The sequence below is a fragment of the Cellulosimicrobium sp. SL-1 genome, assembly GCF_011033075.1.
GTDB classification, from domain to species: Bacteria; Actinomycetota; Actinomycetes; order Actinomycetales; family Cellulomonadaceae; genus Cellulosimicrobium; species Cellulosimicrobium funkei.
In genome coordinates this window covers 247,623-261,746 of the sequence record NZ_JAACJC010000005.1, presented here as the reverse complement: position 1 = coordinate 261,746, position 14,124 = coordinate 247,623, and the positions used below count along the sequence as shown (strand labels likewise).

The 14,124-nt window shown below is 75.4% G+C and carries 14 protein-coding genes; 9 read left to right on the top strand and 5 right to left on the bottom strand.

Annotated features, from left to right (window positions below):
- Positions 1-84: 84 nt before the first annotated feature.
- The gene (locus tag GWJ10_RS09710; protein ID WP_128957475.1) at positions 85-822 is read right to left on the bottom strand and encodes a GNAT family N-acetyltransferase; all 738 of its coding nucleotides are present in this window, start codon (positions 820-822) and stop codon (positions 85-87) included.
- 87 nt (positions 823-909) lie between these two features.
- Here GWJ10_RS09710 and coaD point away from each other — a divergent pair, with 87 nt between their 5' ends.
- From coaD to mutM, 6 genes are all read left to right on the top strand, one after another.
- Positions 910-1,410 carry a pantetheine-phosphate adenylyltransferase gene (coaD, locus tag GWJ10_RS09705; RefSeq protein ID WP_031315746.1) on the top strand — a complete coding sequence of 167 codons (501 nt, stop codon included), beginning with the start codon at positions 910-912 and terminating at the stop codon, positions 1,408-1,410.
- Positions 1,411-1,433: 23 nt separating this feature from the next.
- Complete coding sequence (locus tag GWJ10_RS09700; RefSeq protein ID WP_241005736.1) at positions 1,434-2,018, top strand: hypothetical protein; 585 nt, start codon at positions 1,434-1,436, stop codon at positions 2,016-2,018.
- A 280-nt stretch (positions 2,019-2,298) separates the two neighbouring features.
- Complete coding sequence (locus GWJ10_RS09695; RefSeq protein ID WP_163187270.1) at positions 2,299-2,817, top strand: YceD family protein; 519 nt, start codon at positions 2,299-2,301, stop codon at positions 2,815-2,817.
- Positions 2,818-2,819: 2 nt separating this feature from the next.
- The gene (rpmF, locus tag GWJ10_RS09690; RefSeq protein ID WP_021482203.1) at positions 2,820-3,014 is read left to right on the top strand and encodes a 50S ribosomal protein L32; all 195 of its coding nucleotides are present in this window, start codon (positions 2,820-2,822) and stop codon (positions 3,012-3,014) included.
- 5 nt (positions 3,015-3,019) lie between these two features.
- Positions 3,020-3,769, top strand: a complete 750-nt coding sequence (gene rnc / locus GWJ10_RS09685; protein WP_051028283.1) for a ribonuclease III — start codon at positions 3,020-3,022, stop codon at positions 3,767-3,769.
- The gene (gene mutM / locus GWJ10_RS09680; RefSeq protein WP_085387653.1) at positions 3,762-4,706 is read left to right on the top strand and encodes a bifunctional DNA-formamidopyrimidine glycosylase/DNA-(apurinic or apyrimidinic site) lyase; all 945 of its coding nucleotides are present in this window, start codon (positions 3,762-3,764) and stop codon (positions 4,704-4,706) included. Before rnc ends, mutM begins: the two co-directional genes overlap by 8 nt.
- 73 nt (positions 4,707-4,779) lie before the next feature.
- Here mutM and GWJ10_RS09675 read toward each other — a convergent pair whose 3' ends face one another.
- Positions 4,780-5,721, bottom strand: coding sequence for an NAD(P)-dependent oxidoreductase (locus GWJ10_RS09675; RefSeq protein WP_163187125.1), 942 nt, complete (start codon positions 5,719-5,721; stop codon positions 4,780-4,782).
- A gap of 263 nt (positions 5,722-5,984) precedes the next feature.
- On the opposite strand from GWJ10_RS09675, the gene GWJ10_RS09670 reads away from it, so the two are divergent.
- Genes GWJ10_RS09670 through GWJ10_RS09660 form a run of 3 tightly spaced genes read left to right on the top strand, consistent with a single transcriptional unit; the run spans position 5,985 to position 9,402 of the window.
- The gene (locus tag GWJ10_RS09670; protein WP_163187122.1) at positions 5,985-7,472 is read left to right on the top strand and encodes an APC family permease; all 1,488 of its coding nucleotides are present in this window, start codon (positions 5,985-5,987) and stop codon (positions 7,470-7,472) included.
- Positions 7,469-8,002: a hypothetical protein gene (locus GWJ10_RS09665; protein ID WP_163187120.1), complete on the top strand. Its 534-nt coding sequence runs from the start codon at positions 7,469-7,471 to the stop codon at positions 8,000-8,002. Before GWJ10_RS09670 ends, GWJ10_RS09665 begins: the two co-directional genes overlap by 4 nt.
- Positions 7,999-9,402, top strand: coding sequence for a dipeptidase (locus GWJ10_RS09660; protein ID WP_086151155.1), 1,404 nt, complete (start codon positions 7,999-8,001; stop codon positions 9,400-9,402). Before GWJ10_RS09665 ends, GWJ10_RS09660 begins: the two co-directional genes overlap by 4 nt.
- Positions 9,403-9,412: 10 nt before the next feature.
- Here GWJ10_RS09660 and cydC read toward each other — a convergent pair whose 3' ends face one another.
- The 3 genes from cydC to cydB are packed head-to-tail and all read right to left on the bottom strand — an operon-like array spanning position 9,413 to position 14,117.
- Positions 9,413-11,227 (bottom strand): thiol reductant ABC exporter subunit CydC, encoded by a 1,815-nt coding sequence (gene cydC / locus GWJ10_RS09655; protein WP_163187118.1) that lies wholly within the window; start codon positions 11,225-11,227, stop codon positions 9,413-9,415.
- On the bottom strand, positions 11,224-13,008 hold the full coding sequence (gene cydD, locus GWJ10_RS09650; protein WP_163187116.1) for a thiol reductant ABC exporter subunit CydD: 1,785 nt from the start codon (positions 13,006-13,008) through the stop codon (positions 11,224-11,226). Before cydD ends, cydC begins: the two co-directional genes overlap by 4 nt.
- Entirely contained in the window at positions 13,005-14,117 is a 1,113-nt protein-coding gene (gene cydB / locus GWJ10_RS09645; protein ID WP_163187114.1) for a cytochrome d ubiquinol oxidase subunit II, read from the bottom strand. Before cydB ends, cydD begins: the two co-directional genes overlap by 4 nt.
- Between the last annotated feature and the right edge of the window lie 7 nt (positions 14,118-14,124).

Sequence of the window (14,124 nt, the reverse complement as noted above, 5' to 3'; positions counted from 1 at the left end):
GTCCGGGTCGGCTGACGCACCCAGACCGCCTGCTCGGCCTGCCGGGACTGCCTGGTCGGTGGGGGCGTCCGCGGGACCGGGGGGTCAGGCAGTCGGGGCTCGGGTCTCGGCCGGGGAGAGAGTGCCGACGGGCACGGTCGCGAGGGCGGCGGGGTCGTCCGGGTCGACGAGGCGGACGCTGTCCCCGCCCGCGGCGTCGAGCAGGCGGCGGGTCGCGGCGTCGTCGGCGACCGTGCCCTCGCTCTCGCGGAGGTTCTCCGCGAGGAACGCGCGCAGCGGCGCGGCCGGGACGTCGTCCTCGGCGGCGTGCGGTCCGAGGGGGAACGACACGAGGAGGAGCGCGGGCACGCGCTCGCCGCCCGGGCCGTCGCCGGGCTGGAAGTAGGGGAGCGCCAGGACGCGCGCCCCGAGGCGCGCGTAGAACCGGAGTCGCGCGACCGGGTCGCCGTGGGCCTCGCTGCCCGTGTGGTGCGCGGGGTGCTCGACCTCGCCCACGACGACGAGCGGGTCGAGCGCGCGCCAGTCGTCGAGCGCCGTGGTGACGAGACGACGGCCCACGCCGCCGCCGCGGCGTCCGCGGGCGATCGCGAGGTAGAGCACGAGGAGGACGCGCGCGTCGGCGAACCACTCGCCGACCACGCCGGCGACGACGCGGCCCTCCTCGACGACGCCGAGGCTGCGCAGCCGCCCGCTCGCGTGGGCGTCGAGCAGCTCCTGCTCGTCGACGAGCTCGGCCGGCGGGAACGACGGCACGAGGACGTCGCGGTGCAGCGAGCGCAGCAGCGCGGGGTCGGTGAGCGGGACGACGGCGGGGGTGGTCACGTCGACCATCGTCGCGCCCGACGCCGGTCGGCGCGCGCCCGGCCGCGCCGCCCGGGTCCGGCGGCCCCCGTGTACTACCGTGACGAGGTGACCACAGCCGTCTGTCCCGGGTCGTTCGACCCGATCACCCTGGGCCACCTCGACATCGTCCGCCGTGCGCGCGCCCTCTTCGACGAGGTCGTCGTCGGCGTCGCGCGGAACGCGTCGAAGTCGGCGCTCCTGAGCGTCGACGAGCGCGTGGACCTCGCGCGGTCCGCGGTGCGGGACGCGGGGCTGGACGGCGTCCGGGTCGAGGTCGTGCCGGGGCTGCTCGTCGACTTCTGCCGCGACGTCGGTGCGACGGCGGTGGTCAAGGGCTTGCGCGGCGGCGCCGACTTCGACGCGGAGCTGCCGATGGCGCTCATGAACCGGCACCTCGCGGGGGTCGAGACGGTGTTCGTCGCGGGCGACGCGGCGCTCCTGCACGTCGCGTCGTCGCTCGTGAAGGACATCGCGCGGTACGGGGGACCGGTGGACGACCTCGTCCCGCCGGGGGTGGGCGACGCCGTCCGGGCGGCGCTGGCACGGACGCAGGGGACCAGCAGGTGAGCACGACGGGAAGGACCGGGTACGTGAGCGAGCAGCAGGACCGACGGCCGACGCACGACGACCGCGCGGGCGAGGAGGCGCAGGTCGGGTTGAACGCGATCCTCGACGACCTCACGCACCTCGTCGAGTCGGCGCGCACGATGCCGATGTCCGCGTCGGTGCTGGTGCACAAGGGCGACGCCCTCGCGCTCCTGGACGAGCTGCGGGGCGCGCTGCCGGAGCAGCTCGCGCACGCGGACGAGGTGCTCGCGCAGGCGGACGCCGTGCTCGAGGACGCGCACCGGCAGGCGGAGGAGATCCTCACGACGGCGCGCGCCCGGGCGATCGAGCTCGTGCAGACGGAGCAGGTGGTGGTCCAGGCGGAGGCGCGCGCCCGCGACATCGTCGACGAGGCGCAGGAGGCGGCGGCCGTGCTGCAGCGCGACGCCGACGACTACTGCGACCGGCGGCTCGCGGACTTCGAGGTGGACCTCGGCAAGCTCCTCGCGCAGGTCCAGGCCGGCCGGGCGAAGCTCGCGGACCGGCTCGGCGACCGCTTCGGCGACGCCGACGAGTCGCCGTTCCCGGCGACGATGCGCGAGCGCGGCGGGGAGCGCGCGGCCCGCTGACGGGCGTGCCGGTCGCCGGGCCCGACCACCGTCGTGGTCGGCGCCGCGAAGGTGGCGACCACGGCGTCCGGTGACGTAAGATCGATGTTTGGCTCGTCGCGTCACGCGTCGACCCGTGCCTGGCAGCCGCCGTCGAGCGGTCGCCGGCCCCCGACCATCGTTGACCACCGTCCGCGGGCGCCCACGCCTGCGGGCTCCGATCCTGGAGCGCACCATCACCGCCGAGAAGACGTCGCTGCTCGTGCTCGACACGCACGAGCTCGGTCGGCGACCCGGGAGCATGCTGACGGTCCGCCGGACCGTCCCCGCGCCGGCCGACCTCGGGACCGCCGTCATCGGCATCCCCGAGGGCAGCGAGCTCGAGCTCGACCTGCGTCTCGAGGCCGTCATGGAGGGCGTGCTCGTCTCCGGGACGGTGACGGGGCGCGCGGTCGGGGAGTGCGTGCGCTGCCTCGACACGGTGCACGAGGACGTCTCGGTCGAGCTCGGCGAGCTGTTCGCCTACCCGGAGCGCGCGAAGGCCGCCGAGGAGTCGGGCGACGACCTGGAGGACGCCGAGGACGTCTACGAGCTGGACGGCGACCTCGCGGACATCGAGCCCGCGCTACGGGATTCGGTCGTCACTGCACTACCATTCAGTCCGGTGTGCCGAGCGGACTGCCCGGGGCTGTGCTCCGAGTGCGGTGCGCGCCTGGCGGACGACCCGGGCCACACCCACGAACTTGTCGACCCTCGCTGGTCGGCGCTGGAGAGCATGTTCGACACCTCGAACGTGTCCGACGAGACGAAAGAGAGCTAGCCGTGGCTGTTCCGAAGCGCAAGATGTCGCGCAGCAACACCCGTGCGCGTCGTTCGCAGTGGAAGACGACCGCCGCGAACCTCACCACCTGCCCGCAGTGCAAGGGCGACAAGCTGTCGCACGCGGCGTGCCCGACGTGCGGTACCTACAAGGGCCGCCAGTACGCCGAGGCGCTGCGCACCGAGCACGCAGGCTGAGGCGCGTGGCACCGGCTGCACCGGCATCCGGTCTTCTCGAGAAGCTCGGGGTCCATCTGGACCCCGAGCTTCTCGTGCTTGCGCTCACGCACCGGTCGTTCGCGCACGAGAACGGCGGCATCCCCACGAACGAGCGTCTCGAGTTCCTCGGTGACACCGTCCTGGGCCTCGTCGTCACGGAGACCCTCTACCGCCGCCACCCCGACCTGTCCGAGGGCGAGCTCGCCAAGATGCGGGCCGCGACCGTCTCGCAGAAGTCGCTCGCCGCGATCGCGCGCCGGCTCGGCCTGGGGCAGTACGTGCTGCTCGGCAAGGGCGAGATCCGCACGCGCGGCAACGACAAGGACTCGATCCTCTCCGACACGGTCGAGGCGATCATCGGCGCGGTCTACCTGAGCCACGGCCTGGAGCCTGCCCGCGGGCTCGTGCTCGGGCTCGTCGAGCCGACGCTGTCGGCGGCGGCCGGTCTGGGCGCCGGGCTCGACTGGAAGACGTCGCTCCAGGAGGCCGCGGCCGCGGCCGGGCTGAGCGCGCCGTCGTACTCGAGCGACGCCGTCGGCCCGGACCACGCGCGGGTCTTCACGTCGTACGTGCACCTCGACGGCCGCCTCTACGGCACGGGCAGCGGGACGGCGAAGAAGTACGCCGAGCAGGAGGCCGCGGAGCGCGCGTACCGCGCGCTCGCGGCGGAGCAGGCCGAGCGCGAGGCGGCGTCCGCGGCCTCGCCGGTCGCCGCCGAGGACGCCGGTGCCTGAGCTGCCCGAGGTCGAGACCGTCCGTGACGGTCTCGCCCGCCACGTCGTGGGCGCCCGCGTCGTCGACGTGGAGGTGCTGCGCGACTACAGCGTGCGGCGCCACGAGGGCGGGCCGGCGGGCTTCCGCGACGAGCTGCTCGGCCAGCGGCTCGGCGCCGCGGTGCGCCGCGGCAAGTTCCTCTGGCTCCCGCTCGAGCCCGCCGCCGGGTCCGTCGACGGCCCCGCCGCCGCCCTGCTGGCCCACCTCGGGATGTCGGGCCAGCTCCTCGTCCGCTCCGGCGTCGCGCTCGCCGACCGCTCGCCGCACCTGCGGGTGCGCGTCGTGCTGGAGCACGACGACCGCACCGCCTACGGTGCGCAGGCGCTCGACTTCGTCGACCAGCGCACGTTCGGGCACCTGTCCGTCCAGGACCTCGTCCCGACGCCCGACGGAGCCCCCGGCGGCCTCGGCTCCGACCTCGCCGCGGTCCCGGCGCCGGTCGCGCACATCGGCCGGGACCTGCTCGACCCGTCGCTGCGGCGCGACGACGTGGTGGACGCGATCCGGCGTCGTCGGACGGGCGTCAAGCGCGCGCTGCTCGACCAGACCGTCGTGTCCGGGGTCGGCAACATCTACGCGGACGAGGCGCTGTGGCGCGCCCGGCTGCACTACGCCCGCGCGACGGACACGCTGCGCCGTCCCGAGGCGCACCGCCTGCTCGACGCGGCGGCCGAGGTCATGACCGAGGCCCTCGCGCAGGGCGGCACGAGCTTCGACGCGCTGTACGTCAACGTGAACGGGCAGTCCGGCTACTTCTCGCGGTCGCTCGCCGTGTACGGGCAGGAGGGCGAGCCGTGCCCCCGGTGCGGCACGCCCGTCCGGCGCGACGAGTTCATGAACCGCTCGTCGTACACGTGCCCGCGGTGCCAGCCGCGGCCCCGCAACGGCCGCTGGTAGACCCCGGAAGCGTCCCCGCTGAGTGCAGGAAAAAGTCGCGTCCGGGCCCACCCGACGCGACGATGCCATGCACTCAGCGGGGGACGACGTTGCGGAGCTCGCGGCCCGCGCGGAGCGCGTCGAGGTTGGCGTTGACGAGCTCGGACGCGCGCTGGGGCCGGTTGCCCGCGACGTGCGGCGTGAGGACCAGGCGCGGCGCGTCCCACAGGGGCGACTCCGTGGGCAGGGGCTCGGACCCGGTGACGTCGAGCGCGGCGCCGCCGAGGCGCCCGTCGTGCAGCGCGGCGACGAGCGCGTCCTCGTCGACCGTGGCGCCGCGGCCGACGTTGACGAAGACCGCGTGGTCGGGGAGCTGGTCGATCCGCGCGGCGTCGAACGCGTGCCGCGTCGTGTCGAGGGCGGGCAGGAGCGAGACGAGCACGTCGGTCGAGGCGAGCACGTCGGGGAGGTCGTCGTCGGTCACGACGGGGAAGCCGTGCCGCTCGCCGCGGCGGCTCGCGACGCCCGTCACGTCGGCGCCGAGCGCCGCGAGCAGCGGCGCGAGCCGGGCGGCGATCGAGCCGAAGCCCCACACGGTCACGCGTGCGCCGTCGAGCGTGTAGCGCGCGGCCGTCGCCGGGTCCGCCTGCGCCTGGTTCACCGCGGTGTCCCACCGGTGCTCGCGCTGCGCCGCCCCGAGCACGTCGAGCCGGCGCACGACGGCGAGGACCAGCGCGAGCGCGTGCTCCGCGACGGGGCCGTCGTGCAGGGACCGGCCGGAGGTGATCGTCACGTCCGGCCCGAACCCGGCGGCCAGCACGGCGTCGGGGCCCGCGGCGAGCGTCTGGACCCAGCGCAGGCGCGGGAGCCGCGCCGCGGCGTCGGCGAGGTTCTCCGCGGAGCCGCCCCACACCACGAGCACCTCGGCGTCGGCGTCCTCGGGGCGGAACGGGGCCGCGGCGTCGTACACGACGACCTCGTCGTCCGGGCCCGCGTGCACGTCGAGGGCGATGGTGCCGGGCACGAGGATCTTCACCGCTGCTCCTTGAGGTCGTCCGTGTCGTCGTCACGGCCCTCGCGCTGCGCGGGACGGGCCGCCTCGCGAACGTATCACCGCGCCCGCGCCGCCCCGAGACGGTTCGGCGCTGGTGCGGCGCCCGGTCCGCGACCCGGCCGTGCCCCGGACGACTCCCCAGGCGCGACCTGCGTCGCGGCGATATGTTCGCGGTGTTCCGACGACGCGCCGTCCGCGCGCCGTCCCGGTCGGCCCCGGCGGGGTCACGGCTTCGGGGGTGGGGGATGGGCTCGTCCACGGGCGCGCCGACGCACGCTGAGGTGCGCACGGCGATCACGGCACGGACACCGAAGAACTACATCACGTGGCTCACGCTCGCGTTCATGATCACGTCGTCGGTCGCGAGCCTGCGCGCCGCGCCGACCATGGCGGTCTACGGCCTCGCGGCCGTGTTCCTCTACGTGGTCCCGGCGCTCGTGTTCCTGCTCCCGACGTCGCTCGTGTCGGCCGAGCTGGCGTCGGGGTGGTCGGGCGGCGTGTACCGCTGGGTCGCGGACGGCGTGTCGAAGCCGCTCGGGTTCCTCGCGATCTGGTGCCAGTTCGCGATGACGATCTTCTACTACCCGAGCCTGCTCGGGTACGTCGCGAGCACGTTCGCCTACGTCATCAACCCGAGCCTCGCGAGCAACGGGCTCTACGTGGCGATCGTCATCGTCGTGCTCTTCTGGACGGGCGTGTGGCTCTCCTCCCAGGGCACCAAGACGGTCGCGGGGCTGTCGAGCTGGGGCCTCGTCATCGGGACGCTCGTCCCGGCCGCGATCCTCGTCGTGCTCGGCGTCGTCTTCCTGGCCCAGGGCAACCCGTCGGCCGCGCCGATGGACGCGCAGCACCTGCTGCCGGCCTGGACCGGGCTCGCGTCCCTGGTGCTCATCGTCAACAACTTCCTGTCGTACGCGGGCATGGAGATGAACGCGGTGCACGTGACGAGCCTGCGCAGGCCGGCGACGGAGTTCCCGCGGTCGATGTTCCTGGCGATCGGGCTCGTCCTCGTGATCTTCATCCTCCCGGCCGTCGCGATCAGCTGGGTGATCCCCGCCGACCAGCTCAGCCTGACCGCCGGGGTGATGCAGGCGTTCGACGCGTTCTTCGCCAACTTCGGCGTGAGCTGGCTGACGCCGATCCTCGGCCTCATGCTCATCGCGGCGTCGCTCGGCGGCATGCTCACCTGGCTCGCCGGGCCGTCGAAGGGCCTGCTCACGGTCGCGCGCGAGGAGGGCTACCTGCCGCCGTTCCTGCAGCGGCTCAACAAGCACGGCGTGCAGCAGAACATCCTCGTCACGCAGGGTGTCATCACGACCGGCATCGCGCTCCTGTACGCCTTCATCCCCGACGTCTCGAGCGCCTACTGGATCCTGTCCGTCATCACGACGCAGGTGTACCTCGTCATGTACCTGCTGCTGTTCGTCGCGGCGGTGCGGCTGCGCCGTCGGGCACCCGACCACCCGCGCGGCTACCGCGCGCCCGCGCTGACGCTCCTGTGCGTCGTCGGGTTCTGCGCCTCGGTGGCCGCGATGATCATCGGGTTCGTGCCGCCCGCGCAGTTCTCCAGCGGGAACGTGGGCGTCTACGTGCTGATCGTCGGTGGCGGCCTCGGGATCATCGGCATCCTCGTCCCGGCGCTCTTCTACCTGCTGCGCAAGCCGTCCTGGAAGGACCCCGAGGCCGCGGCGCTCGCGGCGGCGGACGAGGCGGGGGAGGGCGACGCGGCATGACCACGTCCCGCCCCTCCCACGTCCCCGAGCACGAGCCCGAGCCGGTCTCGTCGAAGCGGTGGGTCACGTACACCGCCGCCGCGCTGCTCCTCGTCGCCCTCGGCGCCGTCATGCTGATCATGTTCGACAACGTGCGGTCGAACCGCGACGCGCGCGAGGCCGAGCAGAAGGCGGCCGAGCTGCACGAGCAGTTCGCCGCGATCGGGATCACCGCCTTCAGCGAGGAGACGATCGCCGACGTCCTCGGCGACGACGGCGGCGGCTTCTGCGCCGACCCGGCCGCCCTCGTCGAGGCGACCGCCAACCTCGGCGCGGCGAACGGGGCCGCCGGCCCCGGCCTGCGGCCCTCCGTGCTCGACGAGCGCCGGCTCGCCGGCGACCGGCTCGTCATCGAGGTCTACTGCCCCGACCAGCTCGCCGCGTTCGACGCGTACGTGGACTCGCTCGACCTCGACCCCGGCCGCACCACCGAGCAGGGCGGCGAGGGTACCGACGCCACCACCGGAACCACGACCGAGGAGGACGCGTGAGCCAGCCGAGCACCGGAGCACGACCCGACGCCACCGGGCACGTCGAGGAGGTGCGCGCCGCCGTGCAGGGCCTCCTGCCGCGCGCGCTCGACGACCTGCGCACGCTCGTCGCCATCCCGTCCGTCGCCGACGAGCGCCTCTACCCCCGCGCCGAGTGCGAGCGCGCCGCGCGCTGGGTGGCCGACGCGTTCCGCGCGGAGGGGATCGACACGCGCCTGGAGGTCACGCCCGACGGGTCGCAGGTCGTCCTGGGCCACCGTCCCGGACCCGACGGCGCGCCGACCGTCCTGCTCTACGCGCACTACGACGTCCAGCCGCCCCTCGACGACGCGGCGTGGACCAGCCCGCCCTTCGAGCTCACCGAGCGCGACGGTCGCCTCTACGGGCGCGGCGCCGCGGACTGCAAGGGGAACGTCGTCACGCACCTCACCGCGCTGCGGGCCCTGCGCGCGCTCGGCGGCGACGACCTCCCCGTCGGGGTCCGGCTCGTCGTCGAGGGCTCCGAGGAGCAGGGCACGGGCGGCCTCGACCGGTGGGTCGAGGCGAACCCCGGGGCGCTCGCGGCCGACGCGATGCTCGTCCAGGACACCGGCAACGCCGAGCTCGGCCTCCCGACGCTCACGGTGACCCTGCGCGGTGCGGCGAACGTCGTCGTGCACGTCGAGGCGCTCGAGGGCGAGATCCACTCCGGCATGTTCGGAGGCGCCGCCCCCGACGCGCTCGCGGCTCTCGTCGCGATCCTCGCGAGCCTGCGCGACGAGCACGGCGACACGACCATCGACGGCGTGCCGCCCGCCGTCGCGCACGGCACGTGGGACGGCGTCGCGTACGACGAGGACCAGTTCCGCCGCGACGCGGGCGTGCTCGACGGCGTCGGGCTCGTCGGGACCGGCAGCGTCGCCGACCGGCTGTGGGCGCGGCCCGTCGTGACGATCCTCGGGATCGACGCGCCGAGCGTCGTCGGCTCCGCGGCCGCGATCCAGCCGCGCGCTTCGGCGCGGCTCAACCTGCGCGTACCGCCCGGCGCCGACGCCCAGGACCTGCAGGACAAGCTCGTCGCGCACCTCGAGGCCCACGCGCCCTGGGGGGTGCGCGTTCGGGTCGAGCGCGACGCCGTCGGGCAGCCGTTCGCGGCGCGCACGAGCGGGCACGTGTTCGACACGCTCACGGGGGCGCTCGCGGACGCGTACGGGCGCGAGACGGTCACCGCGGGCCAGGGCGGCTCGATCCCGCTGTGCAACGTGCTCGCGGGCCAGTACCCGGACGCGGAGATCGTGCTCCTCGGCGTCGAGGAGCCCGCGTGCCTCATCCACGCGCCGAACGAGTCGGTCGCGCCCAGCGAGATCGAGAACCTCGCGGTCGGCGAGGCGCTGTTCCTCGCGCGCCTCGGCGAGGGCTGACGTCGCGGGCTCACCGCACCGCGGGGGCCTCCTGGTCGAGCGCCCAGCGGTAGGCGGGGAGCCCGAGCAGCTCGGCGTGCGTCCCGCGCGCGACGACGCGCGCGGGGGCGCCGTCCGGCGCGCCGTCGGGGACCCCGAGCAGCAGCACCTCGTCGACCGCCTCCAGCGCGCTCAGCCGGTGCGTCGCGAGGACGACGCCGCGCCGGTCCTGCGCGGCGCGCGTCGTCGCGACGAGGTGCCGCACGAGCGCGTCGGCACCCGCGGCGTCGAGGTGCTCCGCGGGCTCGTCGAGCAGCAGCAGCGGCGCGGGGGACAGGAGCGCGCGCGCCACGAGCAGACGGCGGCGCTCGCCGCCCGAGACCGTGGTGGCGTCGGGGCCGAGCAACGTCTCCAGTCCGTCGGGCAGCGCGGCGAGCCACGGGTCGAGGCCGACGGCCCGCAGGGCGGCCTCGGCCTCCTCGGTCGTGACGTCGCCGCGCGCGACGCGCAGGTTCTCCAGCACGGTCGTGTCGAACACGTGCCCGTCCTCCGCGACGAGCACGACGTGGTGCGCCACGTCCTCGCGCGCGAGGTCGGCCGTCGGGACGCCGTCGAGGAGCACGCGCCCCGCGACCCCCGGGACGAGCCCGGCGGCGGTCGCGAGCAGCGTCGTCTTGCCGACGCCCGACGGCCCGACGACGGCGACCGCACGGCCCGGCGTGAGCGCCAGGTCGACGCCCTCGACGACGGTGCGTCCGGTGCCCGGCCAGCCGGCCGCGACGTCGTCGAGCACGAGGGACGTGCGCGGGTCGGGGGCGCGGCCCGACTCGCCGGGGGCGGGGGTCGGCGCGCGGCCGGCCGCGGGCGTCGGCCCGTCGAGGAGCCCGACGACGCGCGCGGCGGCCTGCCGCGAGCGGTGGAGCTGGACGGCGGCTCCGGGCAGCGTGTTCGCCGCCTCGAACACCGCGAGGGGCGTGAGGACGATGACGGACAGCTCGACGGGCGCGAGCGTGCCGGCGGTGACGGCCGGGATGCCGAGCAGGAGCGACGCGAGCACCGCGAGGCCGACGGCGAGCGCGGCGATCCCGGCCGCGACCCCGGCGGGGCGGGCGCCGTCGTCGGTCACGCGGGCCAGCGCCCGGTCGGTCGCGCGCAGGTCGTCCAGGCGCGTGCCGAGGCGCCCGGACACGGCGAGCGGCCCGGACTCCTCGAGGATCTCCAGCGTCGTGGCGGTCATCGCCGCGCGCGTCGTGGCGCCGCGCGCCTCGACCTCGCGCGCCGACCGGGCGGAGAGCCACGGCGCGACGACGGCGGCGAGCAGGAGGCACAGCGCGAGCGCTACCCCGGCCGCGGGCAGGAAGGCGCCCACGAGCACGACGGACCCCACCGACACGGCGAGCGCGACCCCGGCGGGCACGAACGCGCGCACGACCACGTCACCGACCGCGTCGACGTCCGCGCCGACGCGCGCGAGCAGGTCGCCCCGCCGCAGCCCCACGAGCGCGGCGGGCGAGCCCTGCGCCAGCGCGGTGTAGAGGTTGGCGCGCAGGGACGCCATGCCGCGCAGCGCGACGTCGTGCGACGCGAGCCGCTCCAGGTACCGGAAGACGCCGCGCGAGATGCCGAACGCGCGCACGCCGACGACCGCGACGGACAGCGTGAGGACCGGCGGCATCTGCGAGGCGCGCGCGATGAGCCACGCCGCGGCGGCCGCGAGGCCGACGGCGCTCCCGAGCGAGAGCGTGCCGAGCACGACCGCCCACACGACGCGGCGCCAGCGCACGTCGAGCAGCCCGACCGCCCGCCACAGCGGGTCGGCGGCGAGGCGGGCACGAGGTCCGGTCACGGGACGCTCCCCTCGGGGGTCGTGGAGGTGGCGGCGCCGACCGCCACGGCGGTGTCCCAGGGGTCGGCCGGGTCGACGCCCGGGCTCGCCGGGGACGGCTCGAGCCGTGCGGAGCGGACCTCGACGACGTCGTCCGCCGCGCGCACGAGCGAGGCACGGTGCGCGACCACGACGACGGTGCGCCCCTGGTCGCGGAACGCCCGCACGGCGTCGAGCACCACCTGCTCGCCGCGCGCGTCCAGGTGGGCCGTCGGCTCGTCGAGCACGACGAGCGGGACGCGCGCCGGGTCGCCGAGCAGCGCCGCGGCGAGCGCGACGCGCTGGCGCTGGCCGACGCTCAGCCCGACGCCGCCGCGCCCGACCTCGGTGTCCCAGCCCGCGGGCAGCGCGGCGAGCACCGTGTCGAGGCCGGCGGTGCGCGCCGCGCGGTCGAGGTCGGCGTCGGTGACGTCCAGGCCGCCGGCGACGACGTCGCGCAGCCGCCCCGGCGCGAGCACGGGGCGCTGGGGGAGCCACGCGACCTGGGGCCAGTACGTCTGGGGGTCGACGTCGGCCAGGTCGAGCCGGGCGCCGTCGGGCGCGGTGAGGGTCGCGGTGCCGCGGTCGGGCCGCACGAGGCCGAGCAGGACCATCGCCGTCGTCGTCTTTCCCGCGCCGCTCGGCCCGGTGAGGGCCACGACGCGGCCGCTCGAGGTCCCGAGCCGGAGCTCGAGGTCGAGGTCGGCGGGCGCGAGCACGTCGCGGTCCCCGGCCCGCACGCTCACGCCGCGCAGGGCGAGCGTCGTCCCGGCGAGCGCGGGCGCGGGCGCGGTGCCCGGCGCGGGCGCGTCCTCGTCGAGGACGGCGAACGCCTGCTCGGCCGCGGCGATGCCGTCGGTCGAGGCGTGGAAGTGCAGGCCGACCTGGCGCAGCGGGAGGTAGACCTCGGGCGCGAGCACGAGCACGGCGAGCGCCGGCTCGAGCTCCATGCCGCCGTGCACGAGGCGCAGGCCGACGCCCACGGCCACGACCGCGACGGACAGCGTCGTGAGGAGCTCGAGCACCATGCCGGAGAGGAACGCGACGCGCAGCGTGCCCATCGTGGCGCGGCGGTTGGCCTCGCCGAGCGCGCGCACGCGCCGCTCGGGGCCGCGCGCGCGACCGAACGCGAGGAGCGTCGGCAGGCCGGCGAGCAGGTCGAGCACCTGCGCGCCGAGCCGCTGCATGACGACGAGGCGCCGCTCCGACGTCCCCGCGGTGAGGCGCCCGACGAGCGTCATGAAGATCGGGACGAGGGGGATGGTCACGGCGATGATCACGGCCGAGACCCAGTCCAGGCCCAGCACGACGGCGAGCGTCGCGGGCGTGACGGTGGCGGCGAGCAGGAGCTGGGGCAGGTACCGCACCATGTAGGGCTCGAGCTGGTCGAGCCCGCGCGTCGCGAGCGTCGCGACCTCGGGGCCGCGCCCCGAGGCCAGCCACCGCGGGCCGAGCGTCACGGCGTGCGTGACGACCTGCTCGCGCAGCTCGGCGACGGTGCGCGTCGCGGCACGCAGTGCGAAGCGCTCCTGCGCCCACGAGGTGCCGGCGCGCGCGGCGACGACGGCGGCGAGCAGCCCGACCCGCGGCCCCAGGTCGGCCAGGTCGGCCGTCCCCTGGACGGCCGGCGCGAGGACCGACGCGAGGACGAGGGCCTGGGCGACGACCAGGGCCGCCGTGGCGAACCCGAGCACCGCCGTCAGGACGACGTACCCTCGCGCGGCCCGCGCGTGGCGCAGGAGCCGCGGGTCGAGCGGCTTCACGAGCCGGTGCCCCCGCCGTCGGTCAGGCCGCGGCCGGTCGAGCCGCCCGAGGACGCCCCGCCGAACGCCGCCTCGCGGACCTTCTTGAGCGACAGGCCGGCGGGCGCGGGGATGTCCTTCGTCGACAGGCGGCGGCGGAACACCCAGTAGGTCCACGACTGGTAGGCGATGACGAGCGGCGTGAGGATCACGGCGACCCACGTCATCACGGTGAGCGTGTAGTCGGTCGACGACGCGTTGTGCACCGTCAGCGAGTTCGCCGGGTCGACGGCGGGCATCACGTCGGGGTACATCGAGCCGAAGATCAGCACGACGGCGGCGACGATCGTGAGGGCCGACGCCGTGAACGCGCGTCCCTCGGAGCCCTTGCGGTTCGCGAGGAGCGTCGTCACGAGCCCGGCCGCGGCGAGCACGACGGCGGCCCACGTCCAGGGCACCGAGTACGCGACCTGGGCCCAGACGGCCCAGCCGCCGGCGAGCACGAGCGCGGCCACGCCGAAGACCGAGGCGTGCTGACGGGCGCGGGCGCGGATGTCGCCGTCGGTCTTGAGCGCGACGAAGACCGAGCCGTGCAGCAGGAACAGGCTCAGCGTGACGAGACCGCCGAGGAGCGCGAACGGCGACAGGAGCGAGAAGAAGCCGCCGACGAACTGGTGGTCGGCGTCGAGCTGCACGCCACGCACGAGGTTGGCGAACGCGACGCCCCACAGCACGGCGGGGACCCACGACCCGACCTGGATCGCGACGTCGCAGCGGCGCGCCCAGCCGTCGTCGCGGATCTTGCCGCGGTACTCGAACGCGACGCCGCGCACGATGAGCGCGACGAGGATGAGCAGGAGCGGCAGGTAGAAGCCGGAGAAGAGGGTCGCATACCACTCGGGGAAGGCGGCGAACGTCGCGCCGCCCGCGGTGAGCAGCCAGACCTCGTTCCCGTCCCAGACGGGGCCGATGGTGTTGATGAGGACGCGGCGCTCCTTCTCGCGGTGCTCCTTGTCACCGCGCGGGAGGATCGACAGCAGCATGCCGACCCCGAAGTCGAAGCCCTCGAGCACGAGGTAGCCGGTCCACAGGACCGCGATGAGCACGAACCAGACGACGGCGAGATCCACGGTGTCT

Bases quoted from the DNA above. Each gene is read 5' to 3' on its own strand.
- GWJ10_RS09665 (WP_163187120.1), top strand. From the start codon at position 7,469: ATGACCACGTCCCGCCCCTCCCACGTCCCCGAGCACGAGCCCGAGCCG.
- GWJ10_RS09670 (WP_163187122.1), top strand. From the start codon at position 5,985: ATGGGCTCGTCCACGGGCGCGCCGACGCACGCTGAGGTGCGCACGGCG.
- GWJ10_RS09695 (WP_163187270.1), top strand. From the start codon at position 2,299: ATGCTGACGGTCCGCCGGACCGTCCCCGCGCCGGCCGACCTCGGGACC.